24 protein-coding genes are annotated in these 25,414 nt (G+C 69.5%); 7 read left to right on the forward strand and 17 right to left on the reverse strand.

Annotated elements, in window-relative coordinates; all coding sequences use genetic code 11:
• The first annotated feature begins 551 nt into the window (after positions 1-551).
• Positions 552-3,491, forward strand: coding sequence for an ATP-binding protein (locus AB0H76_RS27800; RefSeq protein ID WP_357329940.1), 2,940 nt, complete (start codon positions 552-554; stop codon positions 3,489-3,491).
• Between the two features lie 5 nt (positions 3,492-3,496).
• On the opposite strand, the gene AB0H76_RS27805 is transcribed toward AB0H76_RS27800, so the two are convergent.
• Positions 3,497-4,117: a TetR/AcrR family transcriptional regulator gene (locus AB0H76_RS27805; protein WP_357329660.1), complete on the reverse strand. Its 621-nt coding sequence runs from the start codon at positions 4,115-4,117 to the stop codon at positions 3,497-3,499.
• Positions 4,118-4,245: 128 nt separating this feature from the next.
• Here AB0H76_RS27805 and AB0H76_RS27810 point away from each other — a divergent pair, with 128 nt between their 5' ends.
• Entirely contained in the window at positions 4,246-6,297 is a 2,052-nt protein-coding gene (locus tag AB0H76_RS27810; RefSeq protein WP_357329661.1) for a neutral/alkaline ceramidase, read from the forward strand.
• On the opposite strand, the gene AB0H76_RS27815 is transcribed toward AB0H76_RS27810, so the two are convergent.
• The gene (locus AB0H76_RS27815; protein ID WP_357329663.1) at positions 6,294-6,533 is read right to left on the reverse strand and encodes a DUF2530 domain-containing protein; all 240 of its coding nucleotides are present in this window, start codon (positions 6,531-6,533) and stop codon (positions 6,294-6,296) included. The genes AB0H76_RS27810 and AB0H76_RS27815 overlap by 4 nt on opposite strands.
• 68 nt (positions 6,534-6,601) lie before the next feature.
• On the opposite strand from AB0H76_RS27815, the gene AB0H76_RS27820 reads away from it, so the two are divergent.
• Entirely contained in the window at positions 6,602-7,033 is a 432-nt protein-coding gene (locus AB0H76_RS27820) for a MarR family transcriptional regulator (protein WP_357329942.1), read from the forward strand.
• 3 nt (positions 7,034-7,036) lie between these two features.
• Here the strand turns inward: AB0H76_RS27820 and AB0H76_RS27825 are convergent, their stop codons facing one another.
• Together AB0H76_RS27825 and AB0H76_RS27830 are read right to left on the reverse strand one after the other, a co-directional pair.
• The gene (locus AB0H76_RS27825) at positions 7,037-7,450 is read right to left on the reverse strand and encodes a YccF domain-containing protein (protein ID WP_357329665.1); all 414 of its coding nucleotides are present in this window, start codon (positions 7,448-7,450) and stop codon (positions 7,037-7,039) included.
• 64 nt (positions 7,451-7,514) lie between these two features.
• The gene (locus AB0H76_RS27830; RefSeq protein ID WP_357329667.1) at positions 7,515-8,720 is read right to left on the reverse strand and encodes a GNAT family N-acetyltransferase; all 1,206 of its coding nucleotides are present in this window, start codon (positions 8,718-8,720) and stop codon (positions 7,515-7,517) included.
• Between the two features lie 100 nt (positions 8,721-8,820).
• Between AB0H76_RS27830 and AB0H76_RS27835 the strand changes: the two genes are divergently transcribed.
• Positions 8,821-9,624, forward strand: a complete 804-nt coding sequence (locus AB0H76_RS27835; protein WP_357329669.1) for an RNA methyltransferase — start codon at positions 8,821-8,823, stop codon at positions 9,622-9,624.
• Positions 9,625-9,665: 41 nt separating this feature from the next.
• The gene (locus AB0H76_RS27840; RefSeq protein WP_357329944.1) at positions 9,666-9,947 is read left to right on the forward strand and encodes a DUF2537 domain-containing protein; all 282 of its coding nucleotides are present in this window, start codon (positions 9,666-9,668) and stop codon (positions 9,945-9,947) included.
• Between the two features lies 1 nt (position 9,948).
• Here AB0H76_RS27840 and AB0H76_RS27845 read toward each other — a convergent pair whose 3' ends face one another.
• The 3 genes from AB0H76_RS27845 to serC all read right to left on the reverse strand — a co-directional run bounded on the left by AB0H76_RS27845 (position 9,949) and on the right by serC (position 13,437).
• On the reverse strand, positions 9,949-10,692 hold the full coding sequence (locus tag AB0H76_RS27845; RefSeq protein ID WP_357329670.1) for a hypothetical protein: 744 nt from the start codon (positions 10,690-10,692) through the stop codon (positions 9,949-9,951).
• Between the two features lie 252 nt (positions 10,693-10,944).
• A complete protein-coding gene (sepH, locus tag AB0H76_RS27850; RefSeq protein ID WP_357329672.1) occupies positions 10,945-12,087 on the reverse strand; it encodes a septation protein SepH in 1,143 nt (380 codons plus the stop codon).
• Between the two features lie 228 nt (positions 12,088-12,315).
• Positions 12,316-13,437, reverse strand: a complete 1,122-nt coding sequence (gene serC / locus AB0H76_RS27855) for a phosphoserine transaminase (protein ID WP_357329674.1) — start codon at positions 13,435-13,437, stop codon at positions 12,316-12,318.
• Positions 13,438-13,558: 121 nt separating this feature from the next.
• Here serC and AB0H76_RS27860 point away from each other — a divergent pair, with 121 nt between their 5' ends.
• Positions 13,559-14,155, forward strand: a complete 597-nt coding sequence (locus AB0H76_RS27860; RefSeq protein ID WP_357329676.1) for a hypothetical protein — start codon at positions 13,559-13,561, stop codon at positions 14,153-14,155.
• A gap of 53 nt (positions 14,156-14,208) precedes the next feature.
• On the opposite strand, the gene AB0H76_RS27865 is transcribed toward AB0H76_RS27860, so the two are convergent.
• From AB0H76_RS27865 to pdxH, 4 genes are all read right to left on the reverse strand, one after another.
• A complete protein-coding gene (locus tag AB0H76_RS27865) occupies positions 14,209-14,568 on the reverse strand; it encodes an FKBP-type peptidyl-prolyl cis-trans isomerase (protein WP_357329678.1) in 360 nt (119 codons plus the stop codon).
• A 35-nt stretch (positions 14,569-14,603) separates the two neighbouring features.
• Positions 14,604-15,908 (reverse strand): citrate synthase, encoded by a 1,305-nt coding sequence (locus tag AB0H76_RS27870; protein WP_357329680.1) that lies wholly within the window; start codon positions 15,906-15,908, stop codon positions 14,604-14,606.
• 156 nt (positions 15,909-16,064) lie between these two features.
• Entirely contained in the window at positions 16,065-17,348 is a 1,284-nt protein-coding gene (locus AB0H76_RS27875) for an MFS transporter (protein WP_357329682.1), read from the reverse strand.
• A gap of 48 nt (positions 17,349-17,396) precedes the next feature.
• Positions 17,397-18,053, reverse strand: a complete 657-nt coding sequence (pdxH, locus tag AB0H76_RS27880) for a pyridoxamine 5'-phosphate oxidase (RefSeq protein ID WP_357329945.1) — start codon at positions 18,051-18,053, stop codon at positions 17,397-17,399.
• A gap of 190 nt (positions 18,054-18,243) precedes the next feature.
• Between pdxH and AB0H76_RS27885 the strand changes: the two genes are divergently transcribed.
• A complete protein-coding gene (locus tag AB0H76_RS27885; RefSeq protein ID WP_357329684.1) occupies positions 18,244-19,365 on the forward strand; it encodes a citrate synthase 2 in 1,122 nt (373 codons plus the stop codon).
• Positions 19,366-19,437: 72 nt separating this feature from the next.
• Here the strand turns inward: AB0H76_RS27885 and AB0H76_RS27890 are convergent, their stop codons facing one another.
• The 6 genes from AB0H76_RS27890 to AB0H76_RS27915 form a co-directional block, all read right to left on the reverse strand.
• Positions 19,438-19,815, reverse strand: coding sequence for a VOC family protein (locus tag AB0H76_RS27890; protein ID WP_357329685.1), 378 nt, complete (start codon positions 19,813-19,815; stop codon positions 19,438-19,440).
• Positions 19,816-19,884: 69 nt separating this feature from the next.
• A complete protein-coding gene (locus AB0H76_RS27895) occupies positions 19,885-20,586 on the reverse strand; it encodes a YafY family protein (protein ID WP_357329687.1) in 702 nt (233 codons plus the stop codon).
• Between the two features lie 53 nt (positions 20,587-20,639).
• On the reverse strand, positions 20,640-21,974 hold the full coding sequence (locus AB0H76_RS27900; RefSeq protein ID WP_357329689.1) for a HAMP domain-containing sensor histidine kinase: 1,335 nt from the start codon (positions 21,972-21,974) through the stop codon (positions 20,640-20,642).
• Positions 21,971-22,666 (reverse strand): response regulator transcription factor, encoded by a 696-nt coding sequence (locus tag AB0H76_RS27905; protein WP_357329691.1) that lies wholly within the window; start codon positions 22,664-22,666, stop codon positions 21,971-21,973. The genes AB0H76_RS27900 and AB0H76_RS27905 overlap by 4 nt, the downstream gene beginning before the upstream one ends.
• 124 nt (positions 22,667-22,790) lie before the next feature.
• Positions 22,791-23,174 carry a hemophore-related protein gene (locus AB0H76_RS27910; RefSeq protein ID WP_357329693.1) on the reverse strand — a complete coding sequence of 128 codons (384 nt, stop codon included), beginning with the start codon at positions 23,172-23,174 and terminating at the stop codon, positions 22,791-22,793.
• 110 nt (positions 23,175-23,284) lie between these two features.
• Entirely contained in the window at positions 23,285-25,288 is a 2,004-nt protein-coding gene (locus AB0H76_RS27915; protein ID WP_357329694.1) for an AMP-binding protein, read from the reverse strand.
• Positions 25,289-25,414 lie beyond the last annotated feature (126 nt).

Raw genomic sequence — 25,414 nt, forward strand, 5'->3', positions numbered from 1 at the left:
GTCGAAGCGATTGCCCCGGCCGCGGCGGAAGCCGAGACCGTCCCCGGCGAAGACGTTGCCGCTGGAGCAGCGCCGTCGGTCGATGGCGAGGCAGGGTCTGCCGCCGCGTCCACCGAACCGAGCGACGAGGTTCTCGCTGCTACGCAGTCCGAGGATGTCGAAGCGGTAGCGCCGGTCGAGTCCGCCGCGGCGGCCACCGAACCGCGTGATGAGGTACTGGCCGCCGCGCAGACCGCGCAGGCGGAGCCGGGTGTCGAGGCGGTGGCCTCGAACGAGCCTGTCGCAGCGTCGGCGAATGGTGTGCCGCAGGAGAATTCCGCGGCTGACGAGGCGCAGTCCACCGCGGTGAGCGTGCGGCCGAAGGGTGAGGTCGCGGTGCGCGAGGGCGGGCCGGGGCCGGAGCCGGTGGACGCGCATGTGGTCGCGCATCCGGAGGCGGAGGAGTCCGCCACCTATGTGGCCGACAGCGACGGTTCGGTCGTGGCGGACGAGCAGATCGAGATGCTCGGTGCGGCAGCGGTCGAGGACTCGGAGTCCGAGTCATCGCGCAGCTGAGCGCCGCCGACCCGTTCGGCACCTCGGACCTACGCGCGGGAGTTCTCGCCGCCTGGGGGAGTTCGCCGACCCGGCTGCGGGAGGACGCCGCCACCGAGGCCGACCTGGTGCGCGCGGGCTACCGCGACCGCCTGCTGACCGAGCTGGCCCAGAACGCCGCCGATGCCGCCGCGAAGGCCGGGGTTCCGGGCCGGGTGGCGGTCCGCCTCGACGGCCGCACCCTGCACATCACGAACACCGGTGCACCCCTGGACCTCCCGGGTGTGCACGCGTTGACGGCGCTGCGCGCGTCGGGCAAAGCCGATCCGGCCGATGTGGGCCGTTTCGGCGTCGGCTTCACCGCCGTCCTCTCGGTCAGCGACGACATCGAAGTGCGTTCGACCACCGGATCGCTGTCCTTCTCCCGGCAGCGCACGCTGGATACCCTGCGCGACAACGAGATCCAGCTGCCCGCCGGCGACGCGCATTTCGTCCCGCCGACCCTGCGGCTGGTGTGGCCCGCTGCCACCCCGCCCGCGCCGGGCGCGGACACCGAGATAGTCCTGCGGCTGCGTGACGATGTGGACCCGTCCGCACTGCTGTCCGCGATGCGCGCCGAAGCAGCCGACCTCCTGCTGGAACTGCCCGCGTTGCAGCGCGTTCGAATCGCGGACGACGAGTTCACCAGCACCCTCGGCGAACTCGGCAACGGTGTCCGGGAATTACGCGTCGACGGCCCGGGCGATGAGCGCCGTTCCTGGTGGCAGTACCGGACATCCCGGGCCCGCTGGCTGCTTCCGGTGCGCAACGGCAAGCCCGTCGCCGCCGCGCCCGATGTCCTGCGCGCACCGACCCGTTCCGACGAGGAACTCTCGCTGCCGGCCATTCTGATCGCCGACATCCCCATGCAGCCCGACCGCCGCCGTCTCTTGCCCGGCGCTCGAATCGCCGAATTGGCCACCGGATACGCCGATTTCGCCCGCGCTCTCGCACCAGCCGATCGTCTCGCGCTGGTCCCCGCACCCGGCTTCGCCCGCAGCGAGGCCGACAGCTTGCTGCGCGAGGCGATAGTCGGAGAACTCCGGACCAACGGCTGGCTTCCGGTCCTGAGTGCTGTTCAGCAGGAGACGCGTCTGGATGACGAACTCGACCCGATGGGGGAGTCCGCGGCCGATCTCGGCGTAATACCCTCCGCGTCAACTGATTCCCCGGACGACGCCGTCGAGCCGGTCGACGGTGACGCCGAATCCATCTGGGGCGGAGGCTTTTTCGAGCCGCCCGTCACCACGCCGCCCTCCTACGCGAATGCCGTGCCGACACGCGCAAGCGTATTCACCGGCCTGACTACCGAACTGGCCGAGCTGCTCGACGACGTGATCGGCCCCTTGGTGATTCCGGAGCTGTCCGGCCCCGCGCACTCCGAGGCCCTGGGCACGCTGGACGTCCATCGGCTGGGTTTGGCGCGCCTGGCGGAGCTTTCGGGCGGGTTGCAGCGCGAGCCGGGGTGGTGGCGGCGACTGTATGAGGCGCTGGAGTCGTTCGTGGCCGATCCGCTGGCGGCGGAGGAACTCGGTGCGCTGGCGGTGCCGCTGGCCGACGGCCGGGTGGTCACCGGGCCGCGCACGGTGGTGCTGGATGATCAGCTCGAAGTGCCGATCCCGGTGCACTGGGCGCGGCTGGTGCACCCGGACGCGGCGCATCCGCTGCTGGCCCGGCTGGGCGCGCGGTCGGCGACGGCCGAGGATCTGCTGAACGACCCGGGCCTGCACGCCGAACTGGAGGATCGGCCCGACGACGAGGACACCCTCGACGCGGTACTGCGGCTCGCGTCGCACGCGAACCCGGCCCTGCTGCCGCCGTGGCTGGGGCTGCTCGAATTGCCGGACACCGCAGGCGAATTGCGTCGCGCCGACGAGCTGCTGCTGCCCGACGCCCCGCTGTATCCGCTGCTGGTCGAGGACGCCCCGTTCGGCACCCTGGACAAGGCCCTGGTGGACGCCTACGGCGTGGAGCCGTTGCGGGCGATCGGTGTCGGCTGGGATTTCAGCGTTGTCACCGAAGCCGATCCGACCGGACCCGATCACGACCTCGACGACGAGGAGCAGTGGTGGTCCGGTCTGACGGCGGACCCGCCGGAGTTGGCCGCGGTCCGCGACCTGGATCTGGTCGACGAGATCGCGTGGCCGGATGCGTTGCTCCAGTTGGTCTCCGAGCCCCGTACGCGTCGGCTGCTGGCCGATCCGGACGGCTACACCGCGTGGTGGCTGCGCCGGCACGCGCGCATCGACGGCACACCGCTGGGCCTGCTCCGCCACCCCGCGGACACCGAATTCACCGGTCTACTGCACGAATTCGGTTTCGACGGCTTCAGCCGCACCGATCTGGACGCCCTGCGCGCGGTCTTCGCCGACCCGGTGGTCCTCAGCACGGAGCTGGCGGAGGCCCTGCTCGAAGCGCTCGCCGATCCGGCGAAAACGCCGTCCCCCGAGGTGATTTCCCGAACGCACCGCAAGCTGGCCATCGCGGTCGCCACCCAGCGCCTGGAGGTCACCGACCTCGAACTGCCGAACCGGGTCCGAGCCCTGTCCGGCGCGGTGATCGATCCGGCCGACGCGCTGGTCCTCGACCAGCCCTGGCTGGCGCTGGCCCTGCCCGCGGACCGCCTGGTGTACGGCGATACCGAGCACGCCCAGGCCCTGGCCACCCTGCTGGATCTGCCGGCGGCCTCCGCGGCGGTCACCGCCGAGGTGCTCGGCACCGGCCGGCGCGGCACCTGGGCGACCGAGCCGCTCGGCGTCGTGCTGCGCGAAATGCTCACGCTCCCGGCCCAAGACGGCGATCTGGTGCTGCACGACGAGCTGCGGGTACGGCTCGACGGCGCCGTGCAGGGCACCGTGGCGGTGCCCTGGTGGCGCGAGGGGGCCACGACGCACGTCCGGATCCCCGAGGGCCGCTGAAGCCGTTAGCGCGGCACCGCGTAGCTGGTGATCATGTCGCTGAGCAGATCGAGCTGTCCGCGCACCGCTTCGCTGTCGTTGTCGACCAGCCAGCGCAGCACCATGCCGTCGATGACCTCTAGCACGAACCGGCTCAGCGACTGCACCGGAACGGTCCACTGGTTGGCCGTGGCATCGCGGGCGTGATCGAGAATGTCGCCGACGGTGGCGTCGTTGAACGCGTACTGTTCGCGCGCGATCGCGAGTTTCGCAGGTGTTTGCTCGCCTTCACGCAAGGCGTAAGTCGTCGTTTCGTAGGTGAGTAGTTGACGCTCGGGTGTGGCTTCAATGTTGAGCCACATGAGTTCGAGTGCCGAGCGCACCAATTTTTGAAGTGCTTCTTTTCCACTTCCGACGTCTTGCCAAACCGTTTCATTGGCGTCGACGGAATCGCGCAATTCCATCGCCAGCGCCTTGACCAGCTCGGTCATCAGCGCGTCCTTATTTTCGAAACAGTAATGCACCACACCGAGCGAGACCCCCGCCGCCTGTGCCACATCTCGTGTGGTCACACCGGCTACGCCCTTTTTCTCGGCTAGCCCAATGGCCGCCTCGATAAGGTGGGCCCGTCGTTCTTCGACGCTCAATCGGGAGGACACCCCAGGGAGTTAAGCGCCCGTGGCGCGTGCAGTCAATTCGCTGGCCGGAAAAACTTCCACTGGACGCACGTCCAGTTCTGTGGTTCAGTGCCAACGGAAGACTAAGGAGCTCCCGTATGTCGTTGTCTCGCAGGACCGTTCTGGCCGGATCCGTGGTGGGGTCGGCAGCCCTGGCCACCGCCGCCGCGACGGGCGCCATCCCGGGTGTACGGGGCGCTGCCGCGACGGCCGCGCCGGCCGGCGGCTACCTCGTCGGCCTCGGCATCTCCGACATCACCGGACCCGCCGCCGAGTGCGGCATGATGGGCTACTCGCAACTGGAGCAGACCACCGCGGGCATCCACCTGCGACCTCGGGTGCGCGCCTACGTGATCGCCGACGGCGGGCAGCGGGTCGTGTTCGTGGTGGCCGAGAACGGCATGATCTTCGGATCCGTGCATCGCGGCGTAATGCTGGAGCTGGCACGGCGTTTCGGTGATCTCTACACCGAGCGCAACGTCCTGCTCACCTCCACCCACTCGCACGCGACCTGCGGCGGATCCAGTCACGACTACGCCTACAACCTCGCCATTCTCGGCTTCCAGCAACAGGTCTACGACGCCGAGGTACAGGGCATCGTGGAGGCGATCGCCGCCGCGCACGCCGACCTGAGCCCCGGCACGCTGGCCCTGGGCCGCGGCGAACTCCACGACGCGAGCGTCAACCGTTCGCGCGTCGCCTTCGAGCGCAACCCCGCGGCGGACCGCGAGCAGTTCCCGGGGGCTATCGACCCGGCCGTGACCGCGCTCTCGATCAGCAAGGGCGGCAAGCAAGTCGGCGCCATCACCTGGTTCGCCACGCACAACACCTCGATGAGCAACTCGAATCGCTTGATCAGCAGTGACAACAAGGGTTACGCCGCTTTCGCGCACGAGCACACCGAGCGCGGGGTCCGCTACCTGGACGGCAAGCCGGACTTCCTGGCGGCCTTCGCCCAGACCAATGCCGGTGACATGTCGCCGAATCTGAACCTGAGCCCCACCTCCGGGCCCACCGAGGACGAGTTCGAGAACACCCGCATCATCGGCGAGCGCCAGTACCACGCCTCGAAAGCCGCGCTGGCGCAGGCGCGGTCGATCGGCGGCACGGTCGATGCCCTGCTCTGCTACATCGATCTGGCCGACATCGCCGTCGACGGCCGCTTCACCTCCGACGGGCAGCCCAAGCGCACCTCGCCCGCCGCGGCCGGTGTCGCCCTGATCGCGGGCAGCACCGAGGACGGGCCCGGCCTGCCCGGCATCCCGATCCCGGAGGGCGTGCGCAACCCCTTCGTGGACGCGCTCGGCGACCCGCGTCAGCCCGCGCCCGCCTGGCTCTCGGATGCCCAGGCGCCCAAGGCGATCGTGGCCCCGCTGGGCCTGCTACCCCCGGTGGGCTGGGTGCCGAGCGTGGTGCCCATCCAGATCATGCGCATCGGGGAGCTGTACCTGGCCGCCGCGGGCGGCGAGTTCACCATCGTGTCCGGGCTCCGCATCCGCCGGGTAGTGGCCGAGGTGCTCGGCGTGCCGTTGGAGCAGGTGCTACTACAGGGATACGCGAACACCTACCACGAATACGTCACCACCCCTGAGGAATACGACGCCCAGCAGTACGAGGGCGGTTCGACCCTGTTCGGCCGGTACACCCTTCCGGCCTATCTCCAGGAATTCACCCGGCTGGCAACGGCTTTCGCCGCACGGCAGCAGATCGACCGCGGTCCCGCCCCGCGCGACGTGTCAGCGCTGCAGCCGAACTTCGTCGCCGCACCCGGCCCGGACGCCACGCCCGCGGGCCGCGCCTTCGGCGACGTGCTGACCCAGCCCGCGCCGACCTACCAGCGCGGTAGCCAGGTGGCCGTCGAATTCGTCTCCGCCCACCCGAAACACAACCCGCGCCGCAACGGCACGTTCTTGGAAGTGCAGCGCCGTACCGGATCCGGTGACTGGGTGCGGGTGGCCAACGAGGGCGAGTGGGCGGTGCGCTACCACTGGAGCAAGCGTGGCGGCGCTGAATCCGTGGCGCGGTTCACCTGGGACATCCCGGCCGACGGCGCGGGCACCTACCGATTCGTGCACTTCGCCGACAGCCTGGGCGGCGACGGGACGCTGCGCCCGTTCACCGGTACCAGCGCCGAATTCGCGGTGCTCTAGAGGCCGGTCTGGGCGCCCTTGTCGCCGCGGCGGGCGCCGCGGCGCTGGATCAGGAAGATGGTGGTGCCGAGCAACCCCACCGCCAGCCCCATCAGGCACACCGGGCGCAGTGACTCCCAGCGGTCCCCGCTGACCCACACGACGAGGGTCGCGACGAGCCAGAGCGCACTCCCGATCGCGAGCACCGGCCGCGGGTCGGTGAAGCGCGGCGGAATCTCGGGAACTTTCTGGGTCACCCCGCAAGCGTAGCTACCGAACCGGCTGCCCGTCCTGCGCAGGTCCCGTATCGTTTGCGCTTGTGACAATGCCATCGGATGTTCGAGCCCTCGCGGGTGAGCTCTCGCTCGCCGTGGTCAGGCTGACCCGACATCTGCGAGGCCGGCGCGCCGATGCACAGATCTCGTTGACCCAGCTCTCCGCTCTGGCCACCCTGCACCGCGACGGCGCCATGACCCCGGGCGCGCTGGCCGCGAAGGAGCGGGTGCAGCCGCCGTCGATGACGCGGGTGATCGCCTCGCTAACCGATCTCGAGCTGGTGGAGCGCAAGCCGCACCCCACCGACGGGCGGCAGATCATCGTCTCGCTCTCCGATGCCGGCCGCGCGCTGATCGACGACGAGGCCAGCGCCCGCGAGGCCTGGATGACCGAGCAGCTCTCGCAGCTGACCGACGAACAGTTGGTCACCCTGACCCGCGCCGTCGGCATCATGAAGCAGATCGTCACCGACTCGGAGTAGGCGCTACCGGGCGTATTCGCGGGCCCCGAACGGCTGATCGCTGTCCACGATCTCGCGCCCGAGCGGGAACAGCGAGAGCGGGATCATCTTCAGGTTCGCCCAGCCGAACGGGATGCCGATGATCGAGATGAACAGCGGAATGCTGGTCAGCAGGTGGCCCAGGGCCAGCCACCAGCCCGCGAAGATGAACCAGATGACGTTGCCGAGGGTCGACCCCGGCCGCACGCCCGGCTTCTCCACGGCGCTGCGCCCGAACGGCCACAGCGCGTAGGCCGCGATCCGGAACGAGGCGATGCCCCAGGGGATCGTGATGATCAGGATGCAGCAGATGACGCCGGCGACGACGTAGCCGACCGCCATCCAGAACCCGGCGAAAATGAGCCAGAGGATATTGAGAACCAGCTGAATCGGCTTCATGGTTTCCAGGATACGGACGGAATCGGATCCCGGCCGGGGCCGAGATCCGCGGCACAGTCCCGGTTCAGAAGTGCCACCCGAGCACCGCGTCCCGGTCCGCGGTGAAGGCGTACTCCAGGGCTTCCAGTTGCCCGGAATCCTTGACCCGCAATCGATTCGCGGCGGCGAACACGCGCGCGGGGTAGGCCCCGAGGTACAGGCTGCCCAGCACGTCGATGCCGAGCTCGAAATCGGCTGCCGCGCTGGTCGGTACGCATTCGGCCTTGCCGTCGCGGGCCGTCAGCGCGAAGGTGCCCCCCGCGCCCCGGAACGGATCGTGCACGGCCAGAACGACATCCAGGTCGGCGCGGTACTCGCGCGCGGTGAGCGCGGCGGGCACGTCCATCAAGCGCAGCCACAGACCGTCGTAGCGGGCCTCGGTCCGGACCAGCCGCAGATCGGTCAGCAGGTAGGGCAGCGGATCGTGCTCGCTGAGCACCGCCTCGATCCGGGTGACGAGCTCGAGCCCGAACAGCGTCCGCCAGAGCGCGACGTGCGCGTCGGCGGTCACCGTGCGCATCTCGACGACCTCCACCTCGGTGCCGCTGTCGCGATGGTGATAGCGGTAGAGGACATACCCGTCGGCGTGCAGCAGCACGAACAGGCCGGTGCCGCCGCTCCGCCACCCCTCCGGGTCGGCGAAGCGCGTCGCCCAGGACGCCTCGGGCCGGTGCTGCACGCCGGGGGTGACCTGCCGGAACCGGTCGTAGATCGCCTTGATTGCCTCGGCGGCCTCCGGGAGCGCGGCGAGCTGGACCCCGCCCGGGTCCGGCGCGGTCGGCAGGAATTCGGCGAACCGGCGATCGATGCTCACCCGGCTCTCCCGCAGCGTCGGCCCGTAGCCGAACCGCCCGTAGATGGCGCCCTGGCTAGCGGTGAAGATGGTCAGCGGCAGCCCGGCCGCCTCGGTGCGCCGATGCTGTTCGGTGTACATCGCCCGCAGGATGCCGCGGCGGCGGTACTGCGGCGCTACCGTCACCCCCGCGATGCCCGTGGCCTCCACGGTCCGCTCGCCCGGCACGGTCAGCGTCATCGTGCGGGCCTTGGTGTGCCCGACCACCCGGTCACCGTCCACCGCGACGATCGCGTCCTCCGGCGGGAACAAGGTCATCGCCTGCTCCCGGTACCACTGATCGGAGGGCCAGGTGAACAGGGTCGCGCCCAGCAGCCAGATCTGCTCCACGTCCGCGGCGGTGGCCGGACGAACAGTGATCTCGGATCCCATCGTCATCGTCCGACCATCCCATGCCTCACCCCGGCGCGCACCCGATTTCTCGCGGCGCGGCCACCGGTGTGCGACGCCGGGCCGCCGACCCGGCAGGATAAGGGCCGTGGCTGAAGTGATCGATATCGACGATCCCGCGGACCCGCGGGTCGACGATTTCCGCGATCTCTCCTCCGCCGACCGCAGGCCGGACCTGCCGGGGCGCAAGGGGCTGGTGATCGCGGAGGGGGTGGTCGTGGTGCAGCGGATGCTGGATTCGCGATTCACGCCCAGTGCGCTGCTCGGCGTGGGCAAACGCTACGAGCAGCTGGCCCCCGATCTGGCCGGGGTCGATGTGCCGTACTACCGGGCCGGTCCCGAGGTGATGGCGCAGGTGGTGGGGTTCCATCTCAATCGGGGCGTGCTGGCGGTCGCGCCGCGACCGAAGGAACTCACCCTGGACGAGGCCCTCGCCGACGCGCGGACCGTCGCCGTCCTGGAGGGCGTGAACGACCACGAGAACCTCGGCTCGATGTTCCGCAACGCCGCGGGCCTGGGCGCGCAGGCGGTGCTGTTCGGGGATCGGTGCGCTGACCCGCTGTACCGGCGGTCGGTGCGGGTGTCGATGGGGCACGTGCTGCGGGTGCCGTTCGCCGCCGTGCCGGACTGGCCGGACGGGGTGGATATACTGCGGCGCAAAGGTTTTCAGATCATCGCGTTGACGCCGGATCCGGCGGCGCGGAATCTGGCCGAGGCGATGACGGGGGAGCGGGTGGCATTGCTGCTGGGGGCGGAGGGGCCGGGATTGACCGAGGCGGCCATGCGGGCCACCGATATCCGGGCGCGCATCCCGATGTCGCCCGGCACCGACTCGCTGAATGTGGCGACGGCCGCCGCGATGGCGTTCTATGAGCGGGTGAGGACCTCGTGAATCCAGAATGGGGACAGCAGGAGGCGGAGCCGACGGGGTGGGTGAACAAGGAGTACCGGGACCCGACGCCGTGGGCGTCGGGACTCACCGTGTCGGTACTGGTCGCGCTGCTGAGCGCGGCGGCGGTCTACTCCTTCGGTGACGCGCTCGCGCGGGTGCATCCACTGCTGTCGATCGCGGTGAACCTGATCGCGGCCGGCGGTGCCGCGCCCACGGCCTGGCGCTGGCGCTGGGCGCCGGTCACCAGGTGGGTAGTGGCCGGCATCGCGGCCGGGGTACTGCTGGCCTGGTTCGCGCTGTTCGTCGGACTCGTTTTCGGCTGAGTCAGGACACGCGATCGCGGCCCCGGATCCAGTGCAGGATGCTGCGGCGCTGCGGCCGCGCCGCTAGATCCGCTTCGGCCGGCAGCAGGGCGGCCGGATCGGGCGCCTGGCCCTTGGGATACAGCGTGAACCCGCAGACCGCGATATCGCGCGGCACCACCGCCGCCGCGTGCGCGGGCGCCCGATAGCGGAAACCGAGCCACTCCTCGTTGGCGGCGTCGGCGAATTCGGGGGGATCGAAGGGCAGCATCTGCGGGTCGGGCAGTTCCCCGGCGCGCCAGCGCACCGGATGCTCGCCGGCCCAGAACTCGCGCTCCCAGACCAGCGGCAGGCCCTCGTCCTCCAGGATGTTCACCCGGGTGGAGCTGAAGGCGCGCCGGAATTCGCCACGCTCCCAGTGCGCGAACGCGCCCCAGGCGTAGGTGGAGTCGAAGGCGACCAGGTAGGTGTGCTCGGAGGCGAGCGGGCGCACCAGCAGTTCCGGCAGCGCGGTCGGGCGGACCAGCGCGGCCTGCGCCGAGCACAGCACGGTGACGCCGGGATAGCAGCCGATGTAGACCTCGCCGACGGGCGGGCCCGCGCATCCGGCGAGCGTGCCGACCATGATCGGCAGCACGTCGCGGTCGGCGTGCAGTTGCTTGGCCAGGGCCAGTGCGGCTTCGGGATCCGGATCGCGATGGTCGCGCAGCACCGCCAACGGGTCGGAGGCGTCGACGTACCAGAGAGTCGAGGCTTTGGACAGCATTGACGGCACCTCCCGATGGTTGCATGAGCTAAGCAAACTTCTAGCAACTCTCGGCGTCGGCGAAGACCTTCCGGCTACCGCGAACTGCCCGCCACCGACGTGTGTGTCGACAACTCACATCAAATCTACCCGCACAAATCGGTCAACGCTGCCGGTTCGGCGGGCGAACACGCCAGGGAGACTCAAAAATTGGAGTTTCAGATAGCTGTCAGCAACCTTGGTCGGGTGCCTGCAAAATCACCGGGGGTGAACTCAGTGACCGGAGCTGCGGACGCCGAGCAACACGTCTTCCCAGGACGGCATGGGCGCCTTGCCGCGCTTGTTGCGCGCGGTCTTCGCCGGGGGCTGCTTGGCGGGCTTCTTGTCCGCCGGAGCGGGATCCGGCGTCGTCGCGGCCGGTTCCGATGCGGCGGCGGGGGTGCTCGGAGCGCTCGGCTGCGGAGCCGGGGGCGCGGGCGCGGTGGGTGCGGCGGCGGTCGGCGTCGTGGCGGCGCCCGCGGTGACCGTGGGTGCGCTCGCCGCGGCAGGGGCCGGCGAGGTGGCCGCCGCGGCCGGAGCGGGCGCGGTGGTGGCGGCTGGAACCGCGGCCGCCGTGCCGCCCGCGGCGACGGCGCGCTGCGGCTCGTAGTACTCCTCGACGGCGGGCGTGGTCTGCCGGGCCGCCGGACGCGGCGGAACGATGGCCTCACGGGTGGCCGGACGCGTCTCGGCGGGACGTTGCGATTCGACGACCGCCGGGGGCTCCGGCTCCGCCACGGGCGCTTCGACTTCGGCCGCGGCGGGCAGAATCGTCGCGAGCCCGCGCAGCGCGCGGCCGAAATCGGGATCCACCAGGTCGGCGGCGGGATCGTCGAGGGGGGACACCGAGCCGCCGTGCGCGTCGGGCTGGTAGCGCCAGTGCGCGGCGATCTCGGAATGGCCGTTCTGCCACTGCAACTGGGCGACCCAGTAGCCCTTCTCGTCCTTCCAGGCATCCCACTCGGCATGGTCGAGGGTGTGCCCGCGCTCGGTGAAAGCGGCGGTGACGATGTCGATCAAAGTTTCCACGGCGGGCCCGTCCGGCCGCACCGGATGGGCCTTCTGGGCGAGTTCGGCGGCCCGGGCGCGTTCCAGCAGCACCGGGTAGGCGAAGCGCTCGACCCGGCTGGCCGGCATGCCGGATTCCTGGGTGACTTGTTCTACGGAGGCCCCGGCACGGATACGAGCTTGAATATCGCGGGGACGCATAGTTGCTTCCATCTCGATCTCAATCTGGCCGAATCGGGCAAGGTCTCCGCGGGCCGCGGCTCTAAGCTTGTCGTCGGCGGGCAGCCGGTACTTGGTGCCGGTCTCGGTGTCGATACACACGATGTGCGTGGAGTCGGGCGTCACCCCGATCACTCGAAGTTCACGCACACCGTTACCTCCTTATCGCGCCGGCTCGCGACACCGCCCACCGCCCACTGCTCTTGCGAAACAGTAGTGCACAGTTGTTGTTTTCGAGGCAAGACACGCGGGCCGAATGTCGGCCCAAAACGTGTCATACCCGCTAATCTGCTCTGTTCCCCTTCGCGGAATTCGATCTACGGCGTGTCGAATTCCGGTGTGTCGCAGGGCATCAACTGTGCACTACCGCTCGAAACCTCAGCCCAGGTTCTGCACGACCCAGTCGATGGAGCGGGTCAGCTGCGACACGTCCTCGGGGTCGATGGCCGGGAACATGCCGACGCGCAGCTGGTTGCGGCCCAGCTTGCGGTACGGCTCGGTGTCGACGATCCCATTGGCGCGCAGCACCTTCGCGACCTGCGCCGCGTCCACCGAATCGGCGAAGTCGATGGTGCCGACGACCTGCGAGCGGTGCGCCGGATCGACCACGTACGGGGTGGCGAATTCGCTGGACTCGGCCCAGGAGTACAGGCGCGAGGACGAATCCAGGGTCCGCTTGACCGCCCAGTCCAGGCCGCCGTTGCTGTTCAGCCACTCGATCTGGTTGGCGAACAGCAGCAGGGTGGCCAGCGCCGGGGTGTTGTAGGTCTGGTCCTTGGTGGAGTTGTCGATCGCGATCGGCAGCGAAAGGAACTCGGGGGTCCAGCGGTTGGAGGCCTTGATCTCCTCGACCCGGGCCAGCGCGGCCGGGCTCATCAGCGCGACCCACAGGCCACCGTCGGCGGCGAAGCACTTCTGCGGCGCGAAGTAGTACACGTCGGAGTCGGCGATGTTCACCGGCAGACCGCCCGCGCCCGAGGTGGCGTCGATGGCGATCAGGGCGTGCTCGGAGCCCGCGGGGCGCTGCACCGGGATGGCGACACCGGTGGAGGTCTCGTTGTGCGCCCAGCCGATCAGGTCGACCGACGGGTCCGAGGTCGGCTCCGGCGCGCTGCCAGGCTCCGACTTCACCACGATCGGATCGCCGATGAACGGGTTGCCCTTGGCGACCGAGGCGAACTTCGAGGAGAACTCACCGTTGGTCAGGTGCAGCGAACGCTCGCGGATCAGGCCGAAGGCGGCGGCATCCCAGAACGCCGTGGTGCCACCGTTGCCCAGCACCACCTCGTAGCCGTCGGGCAGCTGGAACAGCTCGCGCAGGCCGCCGCGCACCCGGGCCACCACGTCCTTGACCGGCTTCTGCCGGTGCGAGGTGCCGAAGACGGAAGCGCCGGTGTCGACTAGAGACTGCAGCTGTTCCGGGCGCACCTTGGAGGGGCCACAGCCGAACCGTCCGTCGGCAGGCTTGAGGTCGGCGGGAATGGTCGGGAGAGTGGTCATGGCGAACAGACTAGAGGGTGGTATCTGTGTGTTCCCGACCACACTCCAGCTAACCTAGCCGCTCATGGACATGGCGTCGGCGAACCCCGGATGGCTGTTGCGCGCAAGACGATCTCGCGGTTTGGGTGGGCGGAGCTCGGCCCTGCCCGACACCGCGCGCCGCGAGCTACTGCTGCACGGCGCCCCCGGCACCGCCACCGTGCTGGGCCTTCGCCGAACTTCGGCCGGTGCCACGGAATCCGAATGGGCGTTCTGGGTCCGGGTGCAGACCGACGGCGCCCAGCCCTACGAGGCCCGGGTGCGCCAGCGGGTCCAGCCGGCCGAACTGGACCGCATGCAGCCCGGTGACGTGGTGTGCTGCCGCGTCGACCCGGGTGACCAGGATCGCCTGGTTCTCTACGTGCCGGCCCTCGGAGACGTCGCCGCCGTGAGCATCTCGAAGATCCTGGCCGACGGCCGCCGTGCCGACGCCACGGTGCTCGCGGCCGCCCCCGTGGCCGCCGACTACACCGGCCGCCAGGACCCGGTGCTGCGCCTGGACCTGGAGCTGCGCGCCTGGGACGAGCCGAAACCCTGGCGGGTGCGCCTGACCCAGCCGGTGCCACTGACCGCGATCGGCCTGATCGATCTCGGCCAGCACCTCGAGGTGGCGTTCTTCACCGTGGACCACGGGGAGACGGTGGCCGTCGACTGGGCGGCGTCGCTGGGCGAGGAGTAACGACCGCGGCCCGTGTTCCCAGGGGAACACGGGCCGTGGTGCGGGGTTTCGGACTACTTCGCGTCGAGCAGGTCGATCACGAAGACCAGTGTCTTGCCCGACAGGTGGTGGCCGGCGCCGGCTTCGCCGTAGGCCAGCTTCGGCGGGATGGTCAGCTGGCGACGGCCGCCGACCTTCATGCCGGGGATGCCGTCCTGCCAGCCCTGGATCAGGCCACGCAGCGGGAAGGAGATGGACTCGCCGCGGTCCCACGAGGAGTCGAACTGCTCGCCGGACTCGAATTCGACGCCCACGTAGTGCACCTCGACGGTGCCGCCGGGCACGGCTTCGGTGCCTTCACCCTCGATGATGTCCTTGATCACGAGCTCGGTGGGCGCGGGGCCCGCCTGGAATTCGATCTCCGGCTTCGACATTCGGTCTATACCCTTCGATAGGTTGAGGTGGTGGTTCAGCGGTTGTTGATGGCTTGGTAGTCGCGCTCACCATAACCGGTGTAGATCTGGCGCGGACGGCCGATCTTCAACGGCTCGGAATGCATTTCCCGCCAGTGCGCGATCCAGCCGGGTAGTCGGCCCATCGCGAACAGCACGGTGAACATGCGGGTCGGGAAGCCCATGGCCCGGTAGATGACGCCGGTGTAGAAATCGACGTTCGGGTACAGCTGCCGCGAGATGAAGTACTCGTCGGTCAGCGCGGCCTCTTCCAGCGCCTTGGCGATGTCGAAGAGCTGATCGTCGCCGCCCAGCTTCTGCAGGATCGCGTCGGCGTGCTTCTTGGCGATCGCGGCGCGCGGGTCGTAGTTGCGGTAGACGCGGTGCCCGAAGCCCATGAGCTTCACGCCGTCTTCCTTGTTCTTGACCTTGCGGATGAATTCCTTGACGTCGCCGCCGTTGGCCTTGATGTCGTCCAGCATCTCCAGCACGGCCTGGTTGGCGCCGCCGTGCAGCGGGCCCCACAGCGCGTTGATGCCGCCGGACACCGAGGTGAACAGGTTGGCGTCGGAGGAGCCGACCAGGCGCACGGTGGAGGTCGAGCAGTTCTGCTCGTGATCGGCGTGCAGGATCAGCAGCATGTCGAGCGCGGCGGCGACCTCGGGGTCGACCTCGTACGGCTCGGCGGGGAACCCGAAGGTCATGCGCAGGAAGTTTTCCACCAGGGACAGCGAGTTGTCCGGGTAGAGGAAGGGCTGGCCGACCGACTTCTTGTAGGAGTAGGCCGCGATGGTGGGCAGCTTGGCCAGCAGGCGGATCGTGGAGAGCTCGACCTGCTCGGGATCGCGCGGGTCCAGCGAATCCTGGTAGTAGGCCGACAGCGCGTTCACCGCGGAGGAGAGCACCGGCATGGGGTGCGCGTTGCGCGGGAAGCCGTCGAAGAATCTCTTCAGATCCTCGTGCAGCAGGGTGTGCCGCCGGATCCGGTCGGTGAAGTCTTCGAGCTGGGCCTGCGTGGGTAGCTCGCCGTAGATGAGCAGGTAGCTGACCTCGATGAAGGTCGAGGTGCCTGCCAGCTGCTCGATCGGGTAGCCGCGGTAGCGCAGGATGCCCTGTTCACCGTCGATGTAGGTGATCGCCGACTTGGTCGACGCGGTGTTCATGAAACCGGGGTCATAGGTCACATACCCGGTGCTGGCCAGCATTTTGCCCAGATCGACGCCGTCGTTGCCCTCTACGGCTTCGGCGATCGTCATGGGGTATTCGCCACCTGGGTAGCTCAGTACCGGCTTGGCGTCGTTGATGTGGTCTTTCTCGGGCACGGAAGGATCCCTCTCAGGCTAGGACCGTCGGCATCGAAGTGCGGTCGGCACGGCGGTGCGATTACCTAGACGCTAGTCGCTGTCCACGCGGCCCAGCCACGAGGGTGCCCACCGGATAACCTCACAAACCTGGCGTGAAGGCGTGAGGTTTGCCCGTTATGCCGACAGCGGCATCGGGTGTGTCCTGGCCACCCGATATCGGACGAAGGCCGGAAATGCCAGGGCCGCGAGGACTACACCGACCACGACCAGCACGCCGCCGCCCGCCGCGGCGACGGCCGTACCCAGACCGGCTGCGGCGAAACCGTGTGCAACGTCACCGATCCTGGGTCCACCAGCGACGATGACGATGAAGACGCCCTGCAGGCGCCCGCGCATCTCGTCGGTGGTGACCGTTTGCAGCATCGCGATCCGCAGCGCCGCCGACACCATGTCGACCGCGCCGCCGAAGGCCGAGCAGCCCAGCGCGATCCACAACCCCAACCCGACGCTCAGGCCGTGCCCGGTGAACCCGACGGCCAGCCCGAATCCGACCATGGACAACCCCCACAGCGCGATACACACCAGCACCGTCAGGCCCTGGCGGCGCACGTGCGAGATCCAGCCGGAGAACACGCCGCCGAGCACCGCGCCCACCGACATCGAGGCGAACAGCAGGCCCAACGCGACGCCGCCGCTGGCCGGGTCGCCGAAGGTCTCGTGCGCGATCTCGGGGTAGAGCGCCCGGGACATGCCGAACACCATCGCGATCACGTCGACCACGAAGGAGGCCAGCAGGATGCGCTGCCGGGCCAGGTAGACGAATCCCTCCAGGACCGTGCGCAACCCGGCGGTGCGGGCGGTGCCGGTCGGCGGGATCGCGGGCAGCCGCCACACCGCCCAGACGGTGGCGAGCAGGGCGATCGCGTCGATCAGGTACAGCGTGGACAGCCCGACGACCGGGATCAGCACACCGGCCAGCACCGGACCGGCGATGGCGCCGAACTGCTGCACGGTCATGCTGAGCGCGCTGGCGGCGGCCAGATGCTCGGTGGGCAGCAGGCGGGGGATGGCGGCGCTGCGGGTCGGCTGGTTCACCGCGAACAGCGCCTGCTGCGCGCCGAACAGGAACAGCACCACCCACACGTTGTTCAGACCGGCGGCGGACTGGGCCCAGAAGCCCAGCGCGGTCAGGCCGGTGCCGACGTTGGTGATCAGCATCAGCTTGCGCCGGTCCATCACATCGGCGAGCGCGCCGCCCCACAGGCCGAACACGATCAGCGGCACCAGGCCGAAGAGTCCGGCCAGGCCGACATAGCCGGAGCTGCCGGTGATCTGGAAGATCTGCTGCGGCACCGCGACCACGGCCAGCTGGGACCCGATGACGGTGACGATATTGCTGGTCCACAACCGCCGGTAGTCGGGATAGCGCAGCGGGGTGGTGTCGGCGAGCAGCTTCACTGGCCGCACTGTATCGAGCGGCTCACGCCTCCGACAGTGTTGGATTCATCACGGTTGTAGTCGTTGAACCCGCATGCCCTCGGGGCCTATTCGCGCGACGATCCGGTTGTGCAGCCGGCCTCGCCGGCCCTGCCAGAACTCGACCTCGTCGGGCCGCAGCAGGTAGCCGCCCCAGTGCGGCGGCACCGGGATGTCGTCGACGTCGGCGAAGCGCTCGGTGGTCTCGGCCAGGATCCGGTCCAGCTCGGCGCGGGTGCCGATGGGCCGGGACTGCTGCGAGGCCCAGGCGCCGAGCTGGGATTCGCGCGGGCGCGAGCGCCAGTAGACGGTGGTCGTCTCGATCGGGGTCTGCTCCACGGCGCCGCGCACGTGCACCTGACGGCCGAGCGCGGGCCACAGGAAGGTGGCCGCCGCGAACGGGACGCCCGCCAGCTGCGTGCCCTTGGCGGAGTCGTAGTTGGTGTAAAAAGTCACACCCGCGGGCGAGAGGCCCTTACACAGCACGGTTCTGGCTACCGGGCGCGGGCTGCCCCCGGACAGCGCGACGGTCGCCAGCACCATGGCGTTCGGTTCGGCGATGCCGACCGCGGTGGCCTGCTCGATCCAGTGCCGCAGCAACGGTTCCCAGCCCCCGGCCAGCCATGTTTCGTCGAGATCGGTGTCCTCGCCGCTGCCGAAATGCAGCACTCCGTAGTCGACCCGCATACCGGCCAGATCACTGCTCGAGACGTTGTCGGCCTGGTTGCGGCCGGCCGGGAAATTGTCCTCCGCCTGCATGGGCCAGACGTTACTCCGCGGTAGCAAAGAGTTATCGTTTTCCTGATCGGCATGTGCTCGGCGAGCCATCTCATCGACGAGAAACCCATGCGACCCGAAGTGCAAGGAGAGTCCCAACATGACTACCGCCGTCCCCAGTGATTTCGTCAGCGGCCTCGAGGGTGTGGTGGCGTTCACCACCGACATCGCCGAACCGGACAAAGACGGCGGTGCGCTGCGCTACCGCGGCGTCGACATCGAGGACCTGGTCGGCGGCCGGGTGACCTTCGGTGATGTGTGGGCCCTGCTGGTCGACGGCGAGTTCGGTCGCGGCCTGCCGCCCGCCGAGCCGTTCCCGCTGCCCGTGCACACCGGTGACGTGCGGGTCGACGTGCAGGCCGGCCTGGCCATGCTGGCCCCGATCTGGGGTTACGAGCCGCTGCTCGACATCGACGACGAGACCGCCCGGGACAACCTGGCCCGTGCCTCGGTGATGGCGCTGTCCTACGTCGCGCAGTCCGCTCGCGGCATCTACCAGCCCGCGGTGCCGCAGAAGCAGATCGACGAGTGTTCCACCGTCACCGAGCGCTTCATGACCCGCTGGAAGGGTGAGCCGGATCCGGCGCACACCGAGGCCATCGACGCCTACTGGGTCTCCGCCGCCGAGCACGGCATGAACGCCTCCACCTTCACCGCGCGCGTCATCGCCTCCACCGGCGCCGACGTCGCGGCCTCGCTGTCCGGCGCGATCGGCGCCATGTCCGGCCCGCTGCACGGCGGCGCCCCGGCGCGCGTGCTGCCGATGATCGAAGCGGTCGAGAAGTCGGGCGACGCCCGCACGCTGGTCAAGGGCATCCTGGACCGCAAGGAGAAGCTGATGGGCTTCGGGCACCGGGTCTACCGGGCCGAGGACCCGCGCGCCCGCGTGCTGCGCGCCACCGCCAAGCGGCTCAACGCCCCGCGCTACGAGGTGGCCGCCGCGCTGGAGCAGGCCGCGCTGGCCGAGCTGCGCGAGCGCCGCCCGGACCGCGCTATCGAGACCAACGTGGAGTTCTGGGCCGCGGTGATCCTGGACTTCGCCGAGGTCCCGGCGCACATGATGCCCGCGATGTTCACCTGTGGCCGTACCGCCGGCTGGTGCGCGCACGTCCTGGAGCAGAAGCAGCTGGGCAAGCTCGTGCGCCCGGCCGCGATCTACACCGGCCCCGCCCCGCGCAAGCCGGAAGAGGTCGCGGGCTGGTCGACCATCGCGCACGCCTGAGTGCGCTAGCCCCGTCGAGCCGGGCACCGTTCGGGAAATCCCGAACGGTGCCCGGCTCGTTTCGCGCGGTGGTCAGGATTTCGGCGCGGGAGTGAAGACGCCGAACCGATTGCCGGAGGTGTCGAGCAGGTAGGCGAAGACCAGGCCGTCCGGCGCGGTGGTGGCGGGCTGGATCACCTTGCCGCCCAGGCTTTCCGTCGCCGCGACGGTGGCGGCGACATCCTGCACCAGGACCAGGAAGATGGCGTGGTTGGCCGAGGCGTCGGGGGAGTGGGCCAGGCCGCCGACGGGGTCGGCGCCGACGGCGTACCGGATCAGGTCGTAGCCGTCGAGGTCCGGGTCGGCGGTGAAGTTCCAGCCGAACAGCTCGCCGTAGAAGCGGTTCGTCTGCTCGGGCCGGTCGCTGCCGATCTGGAACCAGGAAACGGTGTTGAGTGCGGGAGTTGTCATGGGGCAACGATCACCCCGGCCGGCGACAACCCCCTGTCGGTGTTTCCGGGAAATCTTTGGCGATCCGGCTCACAGTGCCACCGCCCGGACCGCGTGGTCCGCCGGGCCGGCCGGGTAGTCGACGCGCGGCCGGACCGGAGCGGGCAGATCGGTCGGCGTCAGGGTGTGCATGCGATCCAGCCGGAAGACCCGGAAGCCGGCGCGCAACCGGCACCAGGCGATGAGATACCACCCGTGCGCGCCGTTGACGAGCTCCACCGGTTCGATGGCGCGCTCGGTGGCCTGCCCGAACTGATCGAGGTAGGCGGTGTGCAGCACCAGCCCGCGCTCGATGGCCTGCCCGAGCACCGGCGGAATCTCCGGAACCTCCAGCGCGCCGGGCGGTTCCATCAATCGCACCCGGGCCGCGAGATCGCGCGCGGCCGCGGCATTGCGCTCGGACAGGCCGGCCAGCACCTTGCCGAGGGCGCTGCGCCCGGCGTGGTCGAACGGGCCACCCTTGTTGCGCGCCAGCGCCACCGCGAGCGCGACGGTCTCGGCGGGCGTGAAATTCAGGGGCGGCAGCGACATGCTCTTCTCGAGCGCGTAGCCGCCGCGCCGCCCGACATCGGCGTAGATGGGTATGCCCGCCTGCTGTAGCGCGGCGATATCGCGTTCGATGGTGCGCAGGCTGACGTCGTGGCGCTCGGCCAGCTGCCGCGCGGTGCGCAGCCGGGGCGAAACAGCCCGCAGCTCTTCGACGATCGCGTACAGCCGATCGGTCCGGGTCACACCGCCAACCGTAGACCGGCCCACCGACAACTTCGCCCGGCGCGAACCGGAGGTCAGCGGTCGCGAGCGGGCAGATCCAGCACCAGGCGCGCGCCGCCCAATGGGCTGTCGTCGAAATAGGCGTGGCCGCCGTGCAATTGGGCCTGCTGCGCGACCAGGGCCAGACCCAGTCCGGAGCCGCCCTTGCAGGCCTGGCTGCCGCGGAAGAAGCGATCGAACACGGCTGCGCGCTCGTCGGTGGGAATGCCGGTGCCGTCGTCGTCGACGGTGATCATGATGTGCCCGTCCGGCATTCGGTGCGCGGAGACCAGCGCGTGCGTGGCGCGGCCGTGCTTGACCGAATTGGCCAGCGCGTTGTCCAGCGCCAGCCGCAGCCCGGCGGGCAGGCCGCGGGTGATGAGTTCGGCGTCGCTGTCGATGCTGACCTTCAGGGTGGGGAAGTGCCGCATGGCGTCGTGGGCGGCCTGGTCGCACAGGTCGCCGACATCGGTGTCGACGTGATCGCGCTGATTGGTGAGATCACCGGTGGCCAAGCGCTCCAGCGCGGCCAGCGTGGTCTCCACCCGCCCCTGGCTGCGCTGCAGATCGGTGAGTATCTCGGTGCGCTGGGCCTCGTCCAGGTCCAGGGTGCGCAGCACCTCGAGGTCGGTGCGCATGGCGGTCAGCGGGGTGCGCAATTCGTGTGCGGAGACGGCGGCGAAGTCGCGGGCGGTCTCCAGTGCGGCGGCGGTCTCGGCCTGGGCCTCGTCCACGCGGCCCAGCATGGTGTTGACCGCGTCGGCCAACTGCTCGGCCTCCCGGACGCCCGAACCGTCCACGGGCGCCGTGGGATTGGAGGGATCGGCGAATCCGCTGCGCCCGGCCACCTGCCGGGTGAGCCGCACGATGGGCCGGACCGCGCGCCCGGCGAACAGCCAGCCCAGCGCCGCCGAGGCGGCGATCGCGACCAGCGCCCCCGCCAGCACCCACTGGCGCTGCTCGGCGGTGGCGCGCGCGGCCTCCTCGGCCGGGATACCGAGTGTGACGACCCGGCCCGGGATCTGGTTCTCGGTGGTGGTGAGGATGCGGTAGTTGCTGCCGTTCACCATGGTGGTGCGAAAACCCATGGCGCCCTGCGGTAATTGGACCTGGCTGCTGGCCGCGACCGCGCCCTTGTCGCGCACGGTGACGGCGATGTCGTTGTTCAAGCCGGTCAGTCCGATCAGCCGGACCGCGACCACCGGGTCGATCAGCACCAGGCGCGAGGCCAGCCGCAGCTGCTGATCGCTCTGCTGCAGGTTGTTGCGCTCGATCGCGCGAATGCTGATGAGGCTCAACAGGGTAACGATGATGATCGCGCCCATCGCGGCGGCCGCCGCGACCCGGGTGCGCAGTGAGAAGGCCTTCATTTCGGCGGTCGCAGCACGAAGCCGACGCCGCGAATAGTGTGCAGAAGCCTTGGGGCGTCGTCGATTTCGAGTTTGCGCCGCAGATAGCCGACGAACACATCGACGACATTGGTATCGGCGGCGAAGTCGTAACCCCACACCAATTCCAGCAGCCGCTCCCGGCTCAGCACCACACCGGCATTGCGGGCCAGGGTGGACAGCAACTCGAATTCTCTTTTGGTGAGCTCGATTTCCTGTCCGTCGAGCAGCGCACGATAACCGGCCTCGTCCACCTCGAGCGGGCCGACGGTGATCGCGCCGGGGGTTTCGGGGGAGGGGCTGTCCGAGCGCCGGCGCAGCAGTGCCCGGATCCGCGCCACCAATTCGGCGAGCACGAACGGCTTGACGAGATAGTCGTCGGCGCCCGATTCCAGACCGGCGATCCGGTCGTCGACCGAGGCGCGGGCGCTGAGCACGCAGATCGGCACCTCGTTGCCCATGGCACGCAGGGCGGTGACCACGCCGGCGCCGTCCAGCACCGGCATGTTCATATCGAGGACGATCGCGTCGGGCGCGTTTTCGTTCACGCTGCGCAGCGCGGCTGCCCCGTCCCGGGCGACGAGCACCCGGAAACCGGACAGCCGCAGTCCGCGCTCGACCGAAGCGAGCACGTCCTCGTCGTCGTCGACAACAAGCACCGTTGGGTTGGCCACAGGGTCATTGTGCCGCGCCGGCTCGCTCGGATCGGTCAAGGTGTCACCTGCGGCGTGAGCTCAGCGGCCGGAGGCGGTAGCGCAGCGTGACCATGGAGGCCGTAGTGAACGCCGCTCATCGAATTCAGTAGTTGTGGCAGACGGCCGCGACTTCGGCGATCGTGTTGCCCAGACCGGCGGCCCGCGGATCGTTCTGAGCCTGTGCGGCGGCATCCGGGTTCTCGGCGATGATCCGCTGGAACTCGGCGCGCCGCTGCTCGATCGGCAGGTCGAACTTGGCCTTCAGCTCGGCCTTCTGCGCGGGGTTGTTGTCGAGGATGTTCGCCAGCGCGGGCGCCTTGTCGTGCAGCGCGGCGTCCACCTGGGCGAAGGAACAGTCCGAATTCAGCAGCGGTGCGGCCAGTTCGGCCGGGCCCGCGTTCGCCACACCCGGCGCGAGGAGCACGGCGACCGCGCCGGCGCCGCCGGCGAGCAGGGCAATAGTGGGGCGAGCTGAGAAACGCATCATGTAGTCACTCCCGAAAATCGAGGGTTGCTGAGACCATCCTCACGCTATGCCCCCGCCTTGGCCCCCGTCTTAGGCGCGAATGAGAAACCTCTGAGGAGACCGGGATTCGCTCAGGGCGTGATGCGCGGGAATTCCCCGGTGTCGGCCTTGGTGGTGATGATCTGATCGGCCAGCGCGACCAGCACCGACGGGTCCTCGATGGTGGAGGGGATGTCGTAGTCGTCACCCGTGCTGATCTGCCGGATCGTCTTGCGCAGGATCTTGCCCGAGCGGGTCTTGGGCAGGCCCGCGACGATCACCGCGTCGGCCAGCTGCGCGATCGCGCCGACCTGGTCGCGCACCCGCTGGGTCAGCTCGGCCCGCAGTTGGGCGGGGTCGACCGAGGTGTTCTCCTTGAGCACCACATAGGCGATCGGCCGCTGGCCCTTGAGCTCGTCCGGCAGTCCGACGACCGCGCACTCGGCGATCGCGGGATGCCCGGCGATGGCGGCTTCGATACTGCCCGCGGACAGGCGGTGCCCGGCCATGTTGATCACGTCGTCGCTGCGCCCGAGGACGAACAGGTAGCCGTCCTCGTCGAAATAGCCGGAGTCGCCGGTCAGGTAGTGCCCAGGGAACGCGGACATGTAGGAGCGCGCGAAGCGCGCGTCGTCCTGCCACAGCCCGGTCAGGGTGCCGGGCGGCATCGGTAGCCCGATCACGATGTTGCCTTCGACGCCCGGGGCCACCGGGTTGCCCTCGGCGTCCAGCACCCGCAGGCGGTAGCCGGGCACCGGTACCGAGGCCGACCCGGCCTTGATCGGAAGTTGTTGCAGGCCCAGTGGATTGGCGCAGATCGGCCAGCCGGTCTCGGTCTGCCACCAGTGGTCGACCACGGGGCAGTCCGGACGGGTGTCGAGCAGGGTGTGGGTGGCCCATTCGAAGGTGGCCGGGTCCAGCCGCTCGCCCGCGCAGAACAGGGCGCGCAGCGAGGACAGGTCGTAGCGGTGCGCCAGGGTCGCCTCGGGGTCGGCCTTGCGGATGGCCCGCAGCGCGGTCGGCGCGGTGAACAGCACCCGCACCCGATGCTGCTCCACGACCCGCCAGAACGCGCCGGCGTCGGGGGTGCCGACCGGCTTGCCCTCGTAGAGCAGCGTGGTCGCGCCCACCAGCAACGGCGCGTAGACGATGTAGGAGTGCCCGACGACCCAGCCGACATCGGAGGCGGCCCACATCACTTCGCCCGGGCCGACGTCGTAGATGTTGCGCATGGACCAGGCCAGCGCCACCGCGTGCCCGCCGTTGTCGCGGACCACGCCCTTGGGTTTCCCGGTGGTGCCCGAGGTGTAGAGGATGTAGAGCGGGTCGGTCGCGGCCACCGAAACCGGGTCGGCGTGCGGCGCGTCCCGGACCGCCTCGTTCCAGTCCAGCCAGCGCACGGCCACGGTCGCGGCGGAACTCGGCAGCGATTCCGTCGCCGCCTGCTGCTCGGCGAACTTCATCGTCGCGAACTGCGGGCGCTGCTTGACGATCACGTGCCGGGTGACATTGGTCTCGGCGAGATCGAGCGCCTGCAACACGATCGGCGGGTAGTCGACCCGGCGGCCGGGTTCCAGACCGCCGGAGGCGGTGATGATGAGCACGGGCCGGGCGTCGTCGATGCGGGCCGCGAGCTCGGGGGCGGCGAAGCCGCCGAACACCACCGAGTGCACCGCGCCGATGCGCGCGCAGGCCAGCATGGCGATCACGGCCTCGGGGATCATCGGCAGGTAGATGATCACGCGGTCGCCCGCGCCGACACCGAGCCGGGCCATCGCGCCGGCGAATTGGGCCACCGCGTCGAGCAATTCGGCGTAGGTGAATTGCCCTCTGGTGTCGGTCATAGCCGAGTCGTATATTAGGGCGGGCTGGTCCGCTCGATCGGCGCTCGCACCGTGCACGTGCCGGTCGAGCGCGTTGTAGGAGGTGTTGAGGCGAGCATCCGGGAACCAACGAGGCACGGGTCGTGCTGCGGTGTCGACGATTTGAGTCGGTGGCACATCCCAGTCGATCGCCGTGGCAGCGCTGGTCCAGAACTCGGTGGGATCCACCAAGCTGGTCTGATAGACCCGTCGGTAGTCGCTCTGCGCACCCACTGCTGTGACTCCCTAGCCCTCGCCTCGATACCCGCCTCGATAGATCTGGATGATTGTGGCAGACTTCACGCGACACCCGGGTGGGTGTCGTGACCTTTGGGTTTGCCTGGAACGGGCAGGTCAAAG

Source organism: Nocardia sp. NPDC050712 (genome assembly GCF_040654295.1).
Classification (GTDB): Bacteria; Actinomycetota; Actinomycetes; order Mycobacteriales; family Mycobacteriaceae; genus Nocardia.

What these genes read in the sequence shown, in the direction of transcription:
- AB0H76_RS27810 (WP_357329661.1), top strand. Translation starts at nt 4,246, where the DNA reads ATGTCGTTGTCTCGCAGGACCGTTCTGGCCGGATCCGTGGTGGGGTCG.
- AB0H76_RS27820 (WP_357329942.1), top strand. Translation starts at nt 6,602, where the DNA reads ATGCCATCGGATGTTCGAGCCCTCGCGGGTGAGCTCTCGCTCGCCGTG.
- AB0H76_RS27825 (WP_357329665.1), bottom strand. Translation starts at nt 7,450, where the DNA reads ATGAAGCCGATTCAGCTGGTTCTCAATATCCTCTGGCTCATTTTCGCC.
- AB0H76_RS27830 (WP_357329667.1), bottom strand. Translation starts at nt 8,720, where the DNA reads ATGACGATGGGATCCGAGATCACTGTTCGTCCGGCCACCGCCGCGGAC.
- AB0H76_RS27845 (WP_357329670.1), bottom strand. Translation starts at nt 10,692, where the DNA reads ATGCTGTCCAAAGCCTCGACTCTCTGGTACGTCGACGCCTCCGACCCG.
- serC (WP_357329674.1), bottom strand. Translation starts at nt 13,437, where the DNA reads ATGACCACTCTCCCGACCATTCCCGCCGACCTCAAGCCTGCCGACGGA.
- AB0H76_RS27865 (WP_357329678.1), bottom strand. Translation starts at nt 14,568, where the DNA reads ATGTCGAAGCCGGAGATCGAATTCCAGGCGGGCCCCGCGCCCACCGAG.
- pdxH (WP_357329945.1), bottom strand. Translation starts at nt 18,053, where the DNA reads ATGCGGGTCGACTACGGAGTGCTGCATTTCGGCAGCGGCGAGGACACC.
- AB0H76_RS27885 (WP_357329684.1), top strand. Translation starts at nt 18,244, where the DNA reads ATGACTACCGCCGTCCCCAGTGATTTCGTCAGCGGCCTCGAGGGTGTG.
- AB0H76_RS27890 (WP_357329685.1), bottom strand. Translation starts at nt 19,815, where the DNA reads ATGACAACTCCCGCACTCAACACCGTTTCCTGGTTCCAGATCGGCAGC.
- AB0H76_RS27900 (WP_357329689.1), bottom strand. Translation starts at nt 21,974, where the DNA reads ATGAAGGCCTTCTCACTGCGCACCCGGGTCGCGGCGGCCGCCGCGATG.
- AB0H76_RS27910 (WP_357329693.1), bottom strand. Translation starts at nt 23,174, where the DNA reads ATGATGCGTTTCTCAGCTCGCCCCACTATTGCCCTGCTCGCCGGCGGC.